Raw genomic sequence first — 13,386 nt, 5'->3', positions numbered from 1 at the left:
AGCGTGCCCCAGTGCTCCGGAGGCCGGCGTTGTCCGATATCAATGCGTCATCCCTCCGGCCGGTTCAAGAAATGCCGACTGGGACGGTGTAATGGCTTCCCGCAGTTCACGGCTCCGCACGAAAATCACCGCCCTGCTGCTCTCGCTGACCGCGCTCTGGGTGTTCGCGGCCTGGGTGACGCTGCGCGAGGGCGTCAACCTCCTGTGGGTCCAGACCTACAACAGCCGCATCTACGAGCCGAGCGAGCCGCTCCTGCTGCAGCTGCAGGTCGAGCGGCGCATGTCGATGGTGTTCCTGGGCAACGCCGGGGCCGTCCAGCGCGCCGATCTCGACGCCCAGCGCCGCAAGGTCGACGACCTGGCCGCGGAGTTCCGCGGCTCCGCGCTGAGCCGCTGGGCCGAGGTCGCCGCCGACGCCGAGCTCGAGGGCCGCATCGACGTCGTCGTGCACGGCCTCGACGAGCTGCGCTCCACCCGCGCCGCGATCGACGCCCGCACCGTCGATCGCGCCGCCGTGTCCGGCGCCTACACCAGCACGGTCGAGTCGATCTTCCAGGTGTACTACTCCCTCGGCAAGCTCGACGACCAGGCCATCGCCGACGACACGGTGACGCTGATCCAGCTCAACCAGGTCCGCGAGCTCGTCGCCCAGGAGGACTCGCTGCTGGCCGGGGCCCTGGCCGCCGGGCGGTTCACCGACGCCGAGTACGGCCAGTTCACGCAGCTCGTCGGCGCCCAGCGGTTCCTCGCCGGCCAGGTCACGGCCAAGCTGCCCGCGGCCGACAAGGCCCGGTACGACGCGGCGGCGACCGCCGGCGAGCTGACCCGCCTGCGCCAGATCGAGGACCAGATCGTCTCCGGGTCCCGCACCAGCCTGCGGCTGCCGGTCGACGCCGACGGCTGGAGCGCGGCGACCGGGGCGGCCCAGGCACGCATCCTCGACATCGTGCTGGAGGGCGGCGACGCCGTCGTGCAGCGCGCCGCCCCGGTCGCGATCGGGGTGGTCGTCCGGCTGCTGCTCGCCGCCGGCCTCGGGCTCATCACCGTCATCGCCTCGATCATCGTCTCCATCACCACGGCCCGGGCGATGCTGCGCCAGCTGGAGCGGCTGCGTGACGCGGCCCGCCGCCTCGCCACCGACCAGCTGCCCGGCGTCGTGGCCCGCCTCGGGCGCGGCGAGACGGTCGACGTGGCCGCCGAGGCGCCGCCGCTGGAGTTCGGCCACGACGAGATCGGCCAGGTCGGCCACGCCTTCAACGCGGTGCAGGAGACCGCGATCCGCGCCGCCGTCGAGCAGGCCGACCTGCGCCGCGGCGTCCGCGACGTCTTCCTCAGCATCGCCCGGCGGTCCCAGTCGCTCATCCACCGCCAGCTGTCCCTGCTCGACGGCATGGAGCGGCAGGAGGCCGACGCGGCCAAGCTCGACCACCTGTTCCGGGTCGACCACCTCGCTACCCGCATGCGGCGCAACGCCGAGAACCTCATCGTGCTGGCCGGGTCGAGTCCCGGCCGGGTCTGGCGCCGCACCGTGCCGATCGTCGACATCGTGCGCGGCGCCGTGGCCGAGGTCGAGGACTACACCCGGGTCACCGTCCACCAGCTGGGCCCCGCCGAGCTCGCCGGCCGGGCCGTCAGCGACGTCATCCACCTCATCGCCGAGCTCATCGAGAACGCGCTGTCGTTCTCCCCGCCGCACACCGAGGTCCACATCAAGGGGCAGCCGGTCGGCAACGGCTACGTCCTGGAGATCGAGGACCGCGGCCTGGGCATCGGCGCGGACGAGCGCGAGGAGCTCAACCGGCGCATCGCCAGCCGCCCCGAGTTCAACCTGACCAGCGCCGCCCGGCTCGGCCTGTTCGTGGTGAGCCGCCTCGCCGACCGGCACGGCATCCGGGTCCAGCTCAAGGAGTCGCCGTACGGCGGCACCACGGCCATCGTGCTGATCCCGAAGAGCCTGCTCGATGACGCCGCCCCGGCCGGCGCCGCACCCGCGGCCGGCCTCGCCGCCGCCGCGCCGCCGACCGCGGACCGCGCGGAGCAGCCCGGGGCCCCCGTCGCGATGCCGGCCCGGCCGGCCACGGTCGCCCTGGCCGAGGCCCCGGAGCCGGTCCACGACGCCGCGTTCACCCCGACCGGGCTGCCGGTGCGGGTGCGCCAGGCCAACATCGCCGCGCCGCTGCGGGAGGAGCCGGCCGGACCCGGACCGGCCGAGCGGCCGGCGGGCCCCGGCGACCCGCAGCAGGTCCGCAGCCGCATCGCGTCGTACCAGGACGGGAGCCGCCGGGGACGCGCCGACCGCACGCGGCCCGCCGACGACTCCACGCCGCCCGAGGCCTGACGTAAGGGGACATCTGTGGCACCGCACACCACGGCCAACGCGGACCTGACCTGGCTGCTGGACGACTTCATCGGGCGCGTCGACCACGCGCGGCACGCGATCGTGCTGTCGGTCGACGGCCTGCTCAAGGCGTCGTCGCAGGCCCTGAGCCGGGACGACGCCGAACACCTCTGCGCCATCGCGGCGGGCATCCAGAGCCTCGCCCGCGCCGCCGGCAAGCGCTTCGACGGCGGGCCGCTGCAGCAGACGATCGTGGAGATGCAGCGCACCTCGCTGCTGGTGACCACGGCCGGCGACGGATCGTGCCTGGCCGTGCTCGCCGGGGAGGAGGCCGACCTCGGCCTGCTCGCCTACGAGATGGCGATGCTGGCGACCCGGGCCGGAAAGTACCTCGGCTCGCCGCCCCGGCTGCACGAACCGGCCGAAGGAGTGTGACCCGAGCCGATGACCGACCGCGACGAGCCGAAGGACGACGAGTGGGTCGACGACCACGCCGGCCCGGTCGTGCGTCCCTATGCGATGACCCGCGGGCGGACGCGGCCGAGTCGCGGCACGTTCAACCGCATCGCGCAGGTGACGGCGGCCGTGACGGTCACGACGCCCGACGTCTGGATGGAGCCCGAGCACCTCGCCATCCTGCGGATGTGCCGGCACCCGCTGTCGGTCGCCGAGCTGGCGGCCCATCTGGACCTGCCGCTGGGTACGGTCCGGGTCATGCTCGGCGATCTTCTCGACCGGCACCTGGTCCAGGTGCGTGAACCCGATCCGGCCGGGACGCATCCCGGCGCGGACATCATCGAGGCGGCGATCAATGGCCTACGGGCACTCTGACGACGTCCCCACCGCGATCAAGATCCTGATCGCGGGCGGGTTCGGCGCGGGCAAGACCACGATGGTCGGTGCGGTCAGCGAGACCGGGCCGCTGCGCACCGAGGAGGTCCTCACCGAGGCCGGTGCCGGCGTCGACAGCCTCACCGGCGTGGAGACCAAGTCGACCACCACGGTCGCGCTCGACTTCGGACGGATCACGATCAGCCCGCAGCTGGTGCTGTACCTGTTCGGCACGCCCGGCCAGGACCGCTTCTGGTTCATCTGGGACGAGCTGGCCCTCGGCGCGACCGGCGCGGTCGTCCTCGCCGACACGCGCCGTCTCGCCGACTGCTTCCCGTCCATCGACTACTTCGAGCGTCGCGGCACGCCGTTCGTCGTCGCGGTGAACTGCTTCGACGGCGCGCGGCGCTACGAGGTCGACGAGCTCAAGCTCGCCCTGAACCTGGAGTCGGACGTCCCGATCGTGCTGTGCGACGCCCGGCAGCGGCAGTCGGGCAAGGACGTGCTCATCGCCCTGCTGCAGCACGCGGCCCGGGTGCGCGCCGCCGTCACCGCCTGAGTCCCCCGTCAGGTGGTGGGCGTGTACGTCCAGTCCGGCGTCATCGACGGGCGTAGGTCGCGCAGCGTGCGCTTCAGGACCTTCCCCGACGGGTTGGTCGGGAACTCCTCGACGATGTAGATCTCCTTCGGGACCTTGAACCCGCCGAGGCGTTCCCGCGCGTGCGCGACCAGCGCCTCCGGCGTCAGGCCCGGGCGGCCGATCACGAACGCGACCGGCACCTCCTGCCACTTCGGGTCCGGGGCGCCCACCACGGAGGCGGCGAGCACGAGCGGGTGGTCGGACAGGACGTTCTCGATCTCGGCGCTCGACATGTTCTCGCCACCGCTGCGGATCATGTCCTTCAGGCGGTCGCGGATGTACAGGTAGCCGTCCTCGTCGAAGCAGCCCACGTCGCCGGTGTGGAACCAGCCGTCCCGGAAGGCGGTCGCGGTCGCCTCCGGGTCGTCCAGGTAGCCGGGGCTCACCTTCGGCCCGCGCGCCACCACCTCGCCGTCGACCCCGGCGGGAACGTCGTGGCCGGAGGCGTCGACCACGCGGACCTGGACCCACGGGACCGGGATGCCGACCGAGCCCTGCTTGGACTCCATGTGCGCCGCGTCCAGGTAGGTCAGGCCGCTGCAGGTCTCGGTCAGGCCGTAGCCCTCGATGAGCCGCGCGTTCGGGAAGAGCCGGCGGGCCACGCCGAACAGGGCCGTGGTCACCTGCGAGTAGATGATCCAGCGCACCGAGGTCAGGTCGGCCGGGGAGCTCTCGCTCGCGCGGCGGACCATGTCGAGCATGGTCGCGGCCATCACCATGCCGGTGATCCGCTCGGACTCGATGGCGCGCAGCACGGCGGCCGGGTCGAAGCGGCGCTGCAGGACCATGCAGCCGCCGACGTGCCAGATGCCGTAGCCGGGCAGGTCCGTGCCGCCGACGTGGTACAGCGGCGCGAAGTTGAGGATGCGGTCGCCCGCGCGCAGGCCCAGCTCGACGATCTGCGCGTGCATGTTCATGTTCACGTTGCCGTGGGTGAGCATGACGCCCTTGGGCAGGCTCGTCGTGCCGGACGTGTAGATGATGCGCTGCAGGGCGTCGTCGCCCAGCTCGGCGTCCGGCACGCGCCGGCCGGCGTTGTCGGAGATGACCCCGCCCAGGTCGGTCCACCCGGCGTCGATCGGCTCGAGGGCGAACCGGCGGACGCCGGGCAGGGCGGCGCAGGCGGCCGCGGTGAGGGCGGCGAACTCGGGCACGGTGGCGACGGCCTGGACCCGCGCGTGGCCCAGCAGGTGCGCGAGCTCTCCGGCGGTCAGGCGGTAGTTGAGCGGTACGAACACCGCACCGATCTTCGACAGGGCGAGGGAGAGGATCAGGAACTCGGGCACGTTGTTGGCGATGATCGCCACCCGGCTGCCCTGGCCGACGTCCAGGTCGAGCAGCCCGGCCGCGAGCGCGTTGACGTCCGCGTCCAGCTGGGCGTGGGTCCAGCGCCGGCCCTCGAAGACCAGGGCGTCCTCGGCGGCGAAGCGGCGCGCGTTGCCGGCGAGCATCGCGGCGATGTTCGCGGTCGTCATGAGGTCTCCCGCAGGCTCTTCTTGAGCACCTTGCCGGAGTCGTTGCGGGGCAGCGACTCCACGATCTGCACGTACTTCGGCACCTTGAACTTGGCCAGGTGCGCGAGGCAGTGCGCGCGGATGTCCTCGCCGGTGGCGCGGGAGGCGGGGTGCAGGATGACGAACGCCTTGGGCACCTCGTCCCACTGCGGGTCGGCGACGCCGATGACCGCGACCTCGGCGACGTCCGGGTGCTGGGCGATGACGCGCTCGACCTCGGCGCTGGCGATGTTCTCCCCGCCGGACTTGATGAGGTCGGTGCGGCGGTCGACGAACCAGAGGTAGCCGTCCTCGTCGATGCGGCCGACGTCGCCGGTGAGGAACCAGCCGTCGCGGCGGGTGCGCTTGGTGGTCTCCTCGTCGCGCCAGTACCCGGGCGAGATCTTCTCCCCGCGCACGATGATCTCGCCCTCGACGCCGGGCGCGACCTCGCGGAAGGACTCGTCCACGATGCGGATGTGTACGCCGGGGAACGGCGCGCCGAGCGCGCCCAGCTTCGAGTCCTCGTGGGCGGCGTCCATGTAGGTGACGCCGTTGCAGCACTCGGTCATGCCGAACGTGTCGATGAGCCGCACGTGCGGCAGCCGCGCCTTGACCTTGCGCCGGACGCTCGGGGCGACGCCGGCGAAGAGCAGGTACCGCAGCGCGGAGAGGTCCGGCACCGGGTCGAGGTCGAGCATCCCGAAGAGGATCTGCGCGGCGAGCACCATGCCGGTGATGCGTTCCCGCTCGGCGATCGCGGCGATGTCGGCGGCCTTGAACGTCGGGGTGAGCACCATCGTGGCGCCGGCGACGAAGACGGCGAGGCCGGGTGCCTCCAGGCCGGAGACGTGGAACAGCGGCGCCGAGACGAGGATCCGGTCCTGCTGGGTGAGCTCGAGCTCGAGGACCTGGGCGCGGTGGTTGGCGGCGACGTTGCCGCACGTGTGGATGACGCCCTTCGGGTGGGCGGTGGTGCCGGAGGTGTACAGCAGCCGGTGCACGTCGCCGGGCGCCTTCTCGGCGTCGGCGACGCGGATCCCCCGCGGCTGCCCCGCGAGGAGCGCCTCGAGCCGCTGGGCACCGTCCACCACGGACGATCCGTTGGCCACGAGCACCCGAAGGCCGGGCAGGGCCTCGGCGACGCCCGCGAAGTCGTCGTCGTAGAGCAGTGCCGCGATGCCCGCCTGCGAGATGACGTAGGACTGCTCGGTCGCGTGCAGCCGCCAGTTCAGCGGCACCGCGACGGCGCCGATGCGGCTCAGCGCCAGCAGCTGCATGACGTAGGTGGCGGTGTTGCGCGCCAGGATCCCGACGAGGTCGGCGGCGGTGACGCCGGCCGCGAGCAGGGCGGCCGCGTGCCGGTCGACCTCGGCGTCGAGCTCGGCGTAGGTCCAGCGGGCGTCGCCGTCGACCAGGGCCTCCCGGTCCGCGCGGCGCAGCGCCTGGACCCGCAGTACCTCGGCGAAGTTGCTGGTGGCCATCAGCTGCCGTTCTCGGCCCGGTAGGCGAGGATCTCCTCGCGGCTGGGCAGCGACACGAACTCCAGCAGGTTGCCGTCGAGGTCGCGGGCGGCGAAGGCGGTGATGTACCCGTAGTTCTCCAGCAGCACCCGGTTGGGCTTGCCGAGCACCTCGGCGCCGAGGTCGGTGATGCGCTGGTGCAGCTGCTCGATCTCGTCCAGCGGCACCTCGAAGCTGAGCAGGAACGTGCCCAGCTCGAGGTGCCCGCCGGTCGCGGTGCGGGTCTTGGTGCCGTTCCACTCGATGAGCTCGAGCTGCCCGACGCGGCTCGGGCCCTGCATGTACTGCACCTTGCCGGTCGTCCCGGCGGGCAGCCCGAGCGAGACCTCGATCCCGGGCCCGCCGACGTCGCTGCGCAGGGTGCGGCGGTAGCCGAGGGCCTGTTCGTAGAAGTCCGCGGCCCGCTCGACGTCCGAGACGGTCATGGCCACGTGGTGCACTTCGGAGACCGGCATGGGGGGTAAGCCTTTCCGTGTTACTGGGAGAGAACCTTCTGGATCAGCGCGATCTCGTCGGCGCCCGACGTAGGCACGATGAAGTCGTCCAGACGGCAGATGTCGTCGAGGTTGGCGAGGATGTCGTCGGGCCTGGCCGGTTCGCGGCCCGAGTACCAGCCGGGCGTGACGCCGAGGAAGATGCGCCCGACGCGGCCGCCGCCGACGGTGAGGATGTGCCGGTTGATCTCGCACTGCTCGGAGGCGAGGAACGTGCCCACGGCGGCGACGTGGCGCGGGTCGAACCGGTCGGCCAGCTCGCCGAGCAGCCCGTCGGTCATCCGGGTGGCCGCGGTCGGCGCGATGGTGTTGACGAGGATGCCGCGGCGGGCGCCCTCGAGGGACAGCACGTGCATGAGCCCGATGAGGCCGGTCTTGGCCGCGCCGTAGTTGGCCTGGCCGAAGTTGCCGAGCAGGCCGGAGGACGAGCTGGTGAGCACGATCCGGCCGTAGCCCTGCCCGGACAGGAGCGGCCAGGCCGGGCGCAGCACGTTGAACGCGCCGGTGAGGTGCACGTCGATGACGGACTGGACGTCGTCGTCGGAGAGCTTGGCGAGGGTGCGGTCGCGCAGGATGCCGGCGTTGTGGATGACGGCGTCGACGCGGCCGAAGGCGTCCATGGCCCGGCGCACGAGCGCGGCGCCCCCGTCCGGGGTGGCGATGGAGTCCGTCGAGGCTTCGGCGGTACCGCCGGCCGCTCGGATCTCCTCCACGACGCGCTCGGCCGCGCCGCCGCTGCCGGTGCCGTCGAGGGCACCGCCGAGGTCGTTGACCACGACCTGCGCGCCGTGCTCGGCGAGGGACAGGGCGTGGGCGCGGCCGATGCCGTTGCCCGCGCCGGTGACGATGACGACGCGGCCGTCGAGTCGGACGCTCATCGCTCGCTCCCCAGGACCGCCACGAAGGCCACGCACGAGCCGGGCTGGCCGCCGAGGTTCTGGGCGACGGCGAGCCGGGCGCCGGGCACCTGCCGCTGCCCCGCCTCGCCCCGCAGCTGGGTGAAGCACTCGAACATCATCCGCAGCCCGGTCGCGCCGATCGGGTGGCCGAACGATTTCAGGCCGCCGTCGGTGTTGACCGGCAGCGCGCCGCCGAGGTCGTAGCGGCCGTCGAGGATGTCCCGCCAGGCCTTGCCGCGCTCGGAGAAGCCGAGGTCCTCCATGAGCACCACCTCCGTCGGGGTGAAGCAGTCGTGCACCTCGGCGAGCGAGATCTGCGTCGCCGGGTCGGTCACGCCGGCCTGCTCGTAGGCCTGCCCGGCGGCCGCGACGACCTCCGGGAACGTGGTGAAGTCGTAGCCGTCGGTGGCCAGGCCGGCGCCCGAGCCCGCGACGAAGCCCATGCCGCGCAGGAACACCGGCTTGTCGGTGTAGCGGTACGCGTCCTCGGCGCGGACCAGGATCGCGGCCGCGGCCCCGTCGGAGACGCCGGAGCAGTCCATGACGCCGAGCGGTCCGGCGATGCGCGGGCCGCGCTCGACCGCCTCGGCGGTGACCGCCTTGCGGAACTGGGCCCGCGGGTTGAGCGCGCCGTTGGCGTGGTTCTTCATCGCGACCCGGGTGAGCGCGCCGCGCAGGCCGCGGTCGTCGACGCCGTAGGCCTCCTGGTAGGCCGGGGCCAGCAGTGAGAAGCCCGCCGGGGCGGTCCAGTCGACGTCGGTACCGTCGGCCGGCGGGTACACCGCCGAGAGCCCGGACTGCGAGGCGTCCTTGAGCTTCTCGACGCCGGTCGCCATCACCATGTCGTAGGCGCCCGACGCGACGGCGAAGGCCGCGTTGCGGAACGCCTCCGAGCCGGTGGCGCAGTAGTTCTCGACGCGGGTGACGGGCTTGCCGACGAGCCGCAGCGGCCGGGCCAGGGTCTGCCCGGACATGCCCGAGCCCTGGGTGCCGACCCAGAACGCGTCGATGTCGTCGAGCGCGACGTCGGGCAGCGAGCCCACGCACTCGTGGACGGCGTCGACGAGCAGGTCGTCGGCGGAGGAGTTCCAGTGGTCGCGGAACGGGGTGCAGCCCATCGCGACGATCGCGACGTCGTGGGCCATGCGCCTACTCGCCATCGGTGGCGGTGTCCTTTCCCGGGCGGGGCCCGCACGCAAGCTTCCAGAAGTAGTTGTGGATCCCGTCGGTCGTCCACATGCGGCGGAACGCCGGGGTCATCGCCGTGCCGACGGTGATCTCGCCGGCGTCGGCGGTGGCGTAGGCGCTCAGCCGTCCGCCGCCCTCGAAGTCGACGACCACGATCGCCACGTCGGGCTCGGGCATGGTGGTGAGGTGGTCGCGGGTCACCGAGACGACGGTCGCGGTCTTGTCGCGCAGGGAGACCTTGGCGGTGCCGTCGCCGGCGATCCCGCAGGCGGCGCAGACCCGGCTCGGCGGCGTGGTGACCTTCCCGCAGGCGCCGCACTGGCTGCCCTCGAGGCGGTACTTCCAGCCGGCGCGCCGGTGCATCGGCGGCGACGCGGGCGCGGGCGCCGCGGGGCGGGACGGCCCCTGCACGTCGAGCAGGCCCCGCCAGCGCAGGTACCGCCCGTAGCCGATGGTCTGCCGAGCCGCCAGCTGCTCGCGCACGGACGGGCCCGAGCGGGCCTCCCGCACGCCGTCGCCGACCCGGAACACGAACGCGTCGGCGCCCTCGGTCGCGGAGACCAGCAGGATGCTCTGCCCCGGCTCGGCGTGGTCGAGCGCGTCGGCCAGCAGCAGCCCCGGGTGCGCGGCGCCGGTGAACCCGGTCGCCTGCTCCAGGCTGCCGGCCTCGCTCCCGGCCCCGAGCGCGCGGCGCAGGGCCGCGGCCGCGCGGGCGTTGGAGGAGGAGACGACGACGTGGTCGGCCGCGGCGAGCCCGGCCTCGGTCAGCGCCCGGCGGGCCGCGTCCAGCCCGGCCGCGGCGAGGATGTCGGCGGTGAACCGCTCGTCCCAGACGCGGTCGTGGCGCTCGCCGGGCAGCCGCCAGCGTTCGAGCAGCTCGGTCGTGTGGCCGGCGCGGGCGAGGAGTTCGGCGGCGCGCCCGCTGCCGCCGGTGAACGCGGCCGCGGCGTCGCCCTGGGCCAGCTCGTCGGGGGCGCCGGGGCGGGTGGTGCGCAGGTCGGCGAGGGCCGCGCTGCCGCCGGCCCGGACGACGAGGTCGAGCGCGGCGGCGCCGGAGCGGTGGGCGCGCAGGTCGAGCGCGGCCACCTCCGGGTCCAGGCCGAGGGCCTCGTGCACCACGCCGGCGGAGGTCTTGGCCTCGTAGGGGGCGCTGGTCGTGGCCAGCAGCAGCCGGTCCTGCGCACGTGGCAGATGGCGTGCGACCTCGACGGCCATCGTGATGACGTCCTCGTCGAAGGCGGCCACCGACCGGGAGATGCCGCGCGGCCGGGGTGGGCCTTCGAGGGTGTTGTCGATGAGCGCGTACGCCGGGAGGTAGGCCGCGTAGGCGTCGATGCCTGCCATGGTTGTCAGCTCCAGGAGGGGATGGCGGCGAGCAGGCGCTGGGTGTACTCCTGCTCCGGGTGGTCGAGCACGTGGGTGACGTCGCCCTGCTCCACGACCCGCCCGGCGCTCATCACCGCGATCCGGTCGCACAGGTCGCTGGCGAGCATCAGGTCGTGGGTGACGAAGAGCAGGCCGATGCCGAGCTCGTCGACGAGGGTGCGGAACAGCCCGACGACCTTGGTCTGGGTGGTGACGTCGAGCGCGGTGGTGCACTCGTCGGCGATGACCAGGGAGGGCCGGGTGACGACGGCGAGGCCGATGGCGACGCGCTGGCGCAGGCCGCCGGAGAGCTGGTGCGGATAGGCGGCCAGCACCCGGTCGGTGTCGGTGATGCGCATCTGTTCCAGGACCTCGGTGGAGCGCCGCTCGACCTCGGCCCTGGTGATGCCGGGGACGTGGCGGCGCAGCACCTCGGCGAGGTGGGTGCGGACCTTCATGAGCGGGTTCAGCGAGCGCGAGGCGTCCTGGAACACCATGCCGACCGCGGTGCCGCGGACCTTGCCGGTGCGGTCGGCGCCGGGGGCGACGATCCGCTCGCCGGACAGCTCGATCGAGCCGCGCTCGACGCGCACGTTGCGCTCCAGCAGCCCGACGACCGACCGGGCGAGGGTCGTCTTGCCGCTGCCGGACTCGCCGACGACGCCGACGATCTCGCCGCGGCCGATGCGCAGGTCGACGTCGGCGAGCAGCGGCACGTCGCGCTCGCCGACCCGGGCGGTGATGGACAGCCCGGCGACATCCAGCAGGCTCGTCATCGCTGCCTCTTCCGCGGGTCGTGGTGGGTGAGCAGGGCGTCGCCGAGCAGGTTGACCAGCACGACGAGGACCGTGATGGCCAGGCCGGGGAAGAACGCGATCCACCACGCCTGGCTGAGCTCGTTCTGGCCGGACGCGAGCAGCGACCCCCAGCTGATCATCGGCGGGACGACGCCGAGCCCGAGGAAGCTCAGCGCGCTCTCCACGAGGATCGCGGTGCCGATCTGCAGGGTGCCGAGCGCGACGATGGTGCCGGCGAGGTTGGGCAGGATGTGCCGGAACACGATCCGCGCCTCGGAGGCCCCGGCGGCGCGCAGGCCGAGCACGAACTGCCGCTCGCGGATGGCGAGCGTGGCCGAGCGGGTGACCCGGGCGCAGATCGCCCAGCCGGTCAGCGACAGCACCAGGAACAGCACGGGCAGGGAGCTGCCCCGGTTGGAGATGATCGCCAGGGCGATGAGGATGAACGGCAGGGCCAGCTGCGCGTCGATGAGGATGGAGATGAGGCGGTCGACCCAGCCGCGGAAGTAGCCGGCGAGCAGGCCGAGCAGGGTGCCGGGGCCGATCGCGACGAGCGCGCCGACCAGGCCGATGACGATCGTGAGCCGGCCGGCGGAGACGAACTGGGTGAGCACGTCCTGGCCGAGCTTGTCGGTGCCGAGCGGGTGCGACCAGGAGCCGCCGCCGAGCCAGCCGGGCGGGCGCCGGGTGGCGCCGAGATCCTGCCCGGTGTCGGGCAGCAGGCCGGTCAGCGGCAGGACGAACACCGCCACGACGATGACGGCGATCGGTACCGCCAGCCAGAACGCCGAGGTCCGGCGGCGCTGCTTCGGCGCGGCGGGGCGGACATCGGGCGAGAGCGCGACCTCGGTCACGGCGGTCACCTCACCCTCGGGTCGACGATCGAGTGGATCACGTCGACAAGCAGGTTGAGCAGGACGAAGACGAGGGCCCCGAAGACCACGATGGCCTGCACCAGCGGGAAGTCGCGGAACTGGATGGCCTGCAGCGCGAGCTGGCCGAGGCCGGGCCAGGAGTAGACGTACTCCACCGCGACCGCGCCGGAGAGCAGGATGCCGGTCTGCAGTACGACGATGGTGAGGATCGGCATGAGCGCGTTCTTGAACGCGTGCCGCCACACCACCCGGCTCGGCAGGATGCCCCGGGCCCGGGCCGAGTCGATGAACGGCTCGGCGAGCGCGTCGCTCATCGAGGCCCGGGTGAGGCGGGCGATCTGGGCCATCGGGTAGACCGACATGGTCAGCGCCGGCAGCACCAGGTGCGCGGGGGTGCCTGACTGTCCGGCCGGCAGCCAGCCCAGCTTCACAGCGAAGAGCACCACGAGCATCATGCCGAACCAGAACACCGGCACCGACTGCCCGAGCAGGGCCAGGGTCGAGGCGGCCCGGTCCCACCAGGTGCCCTCGCGGGTCGCGGCGAGCACGCCGAGCGGGACGCCGACGAGCACCGCCAGGGCCATCCCGGCCGCGACGAGCTGCAGCGTGAACGGCAGCCGGTCCATGATCATGGAGGTGTTGGGCTGGTAGAACTGCAGCGACTGGCCCAGGTCGCCGGTGAAGACGCCCTTGAGGTAGTCCAGCCACTGCACGATCAGCGGCCGGTCCAGGCCGAGCTCGTGGCGCAGCTCGATGCGCTGCTCCTCCGGCGCCATCGGCCCGAGGATCGTCGCGGTCGGGTCGCCGGACAGCCGGCCGAGCAGGAACGCCATGCTCAGCGCGATGAGCAGCGACGCGAGCAGCGCCGCCAGGCGGCCGCCGATGCGGCGGACGGTGCCGGCCTTCAATGACAACGCCTTACGCGACGGCTGCGTGCCGTTCG

Annotated in this window: 13 protein-coding genes; 4 read left to right on the top strand and 9 right to left on the bottom strand. The window is 73.0% G+C overall.

The window, feature by feature from the left end; all coding sequences use genetic code 11:
* Positions 1-91 precede the first annotated feature (91 nt).
* The 4 genes from ACQP1P_RS20845 to ACQP1P_RS20830 are packed head-to-tail and all read left to right on the top strand — an operon-like array spanning position 92 to position 3,728.
* Positions 92-2,338: a sensor histidine kinase gene (locus ACQP1P_RS20845; RefSeq protein ID WP_433088522.1), complete on the top strand. Its 2,247-nt coding sequence runs from the start codon at positions 92-94 to the stop codon at positions 2,336-2,338.
* 15 nt (positions 2,339-2,353) lie between these two features.
* Positions 2,354-2,773 carry a roadblock/LC7 domain-containing protein gene (locus ACQP1P_RS20840; protein WP_433088520.1) on the top strand — a complete coding sequence of 140 codons (420 nt, stop codon included), beginning with the start codon at positions 2,354-2,356 and terminating at the stop codon, positions 2,771-2,773.
* A 9-nt stretch (positions 2,774-2,782) separates the two neighbouring features.
* Positions 2,783-3,169, top strand: a complete 387-nt coding sequence (locus ACQP1P_RS20835) for a DUF742 domain-containing protein (protein WP_433088518.1) — start codon at positions 2,783-2,785, stop codon at positions 3,167-3,169.
* On the top strand, positions 3,150-3,728 hold the full coding sequence (locus tag ACQP1P_RS20830) for a GTP-binding protein (protein ID WP_433088516.1): 579 nt from the start codon (positions 3,150-3,152) through the stop codon (positions 3,726-3,728). Before ACQP1P_RS20835 ends, ACQP1P_RS20830 begins: the two co-directional genes overlap by 20 nt.
* An 8-nt stretch (positions 3,729-3,736) precedes the next feature.
* On the opposite strand, the gene ACQP1P_RS20825 is transcribed toward ACQP1P_RS20830, so the two are convergent.
* From ACQP1P_RS20825 to ACQP1P_RS20785, 9 genes are read right to left on the bottom strand one after another with little or no spacing between them, the layout of a single operon-like run.
* Positions 3,737-5,284, bottom strand: coding sequence for a class I adenylate-forming enzyme family protein (locus ACQP1P_RS20825; protein WP_433088514.1), 1,548 nt, complete (start codon positions 5,282-5,284; stop codon positions 3,737-3,739).
* Positions 5,281-6,786 (bottom strand): class I adenylate-forming enzyme family protein, encoded by a 1,506-nt coding sequence (locus ACQP1P_RS20820; RefSeq protein ID WP_433088512.1) that lies wholly within the window; start codon positions 6,784-6,786, stop codon positions 5,281-5,283. Before ACQP1P_RS20820 ends, ACQP1P_RS20825 begins: the two co-directional genes overlap by 4 nt.
* A complete protein-coding gene (locus ACQP1P_RS20815; protein WP_433088510.1) occupies positions 6,786-7,280 on the bottom strand; it encodes a VOC family protein in 495 nt (164 codons plus the stop codon). The genes ACQP1P_RS20820 and ACQP1P_RS20815 overlap by 1 nt, the downstream gene beginning before the upstream one ends.
* Positions 7,281-7,300: 20 nt before the next feature.
* Positions 7,301-8,197, bottom strand: coding sequence for an SDR family NAD(P)-dependent oxidoreductase (locus ACQP1P_RS20810; protein ID WP_433088508.1), 897 nt, complete (start codon positions 8,195-8,197; stop codon positions 7,301-7,303).
* Positions 8,194-9,378 carry an acetyl-CoA acetyltransferase gene (locus ACQP1P_RS20805; protein WP_433088506.1) on the bottom strand — a complete coding sequence of 395 codons (1,185 nt, stop codon included), beginning with the start codon at positions 9,376-9,378 and terminating at the stop codon, positions 8,194-8,196. The genes ACQP1P_RS20810 and ACQP1P_RS20805 overlap by 4 nt, the downstream gene beginning before the upstream one ends.
* Entirely contained in the window at positions 9,368-10,750 is a 1,383-nt protein-coding gene (locus ACQP1P_RS20800; protein ID WP_433088504.1) for a zinc ribbon domain-containing protein, read from the bottom strand. The genes ACQP1P_RS20805 and ACQP1P_RS20800 overlap by 11 nt, the downstream gene beginning before the upstream one ends.
* Positions 10,751-10,755: 5 nt before the next feature.
* Positions 10,756-11,547 carry an ABC transporter ATP-binding protein gene (locus ACQP1P_RS20795; RefSeq protein WP_433088502.1) on the bottom strand — a complete coding sequence of 264 codons (792 nt, stop codon included), beginning with the start codon at positions 11,545-11,547 and terminating at the stop codon, positions 10,756-10,758.
* Positions 11,544-12,422, bottom strand: coding sequence for an ABC transporter permease (locus ACQP1P_RS20790; RefSeq protein ID WP_433088500.1), 879 nt, complete (start codon positions 12,420-12,422; stop codon positions 11,544-11,546). Before ACQP1P_RS20790 ends, ACQP1P_RS20795 begins: the two co-directional genes overlap by 4 nt.
* Positions 12,423-12,427: 5 nt before the next feature.
* Positions 12,428-13,357: an ABC transporter permease gene (locus tag ACQP1P_RS20785; protein WP_433088498.1), complete on the bottom strand. Its 930-nt coding sequence runs from the start codon at positions 13,355-13,357 to the stop codon at positions 12,428-12,430.
* Positions 13,358-13,386 lie beyond the last annotated feature (29 nt).

Source organism: Dactylosporangium sp. CA-052675, assembly GCF_050947935.1.
In the GTDB taxonomy this organism is placed as follows: Bacteria; Actinomycetota; Actinomycetes; order Mycobacteriales; family Micromonosporaceae; genus Dactylosporangium.
Note: the sequence above shows the minus strand (reverse complement) of the source record. Positions and strands in the feature narration are given on the sequence as shown.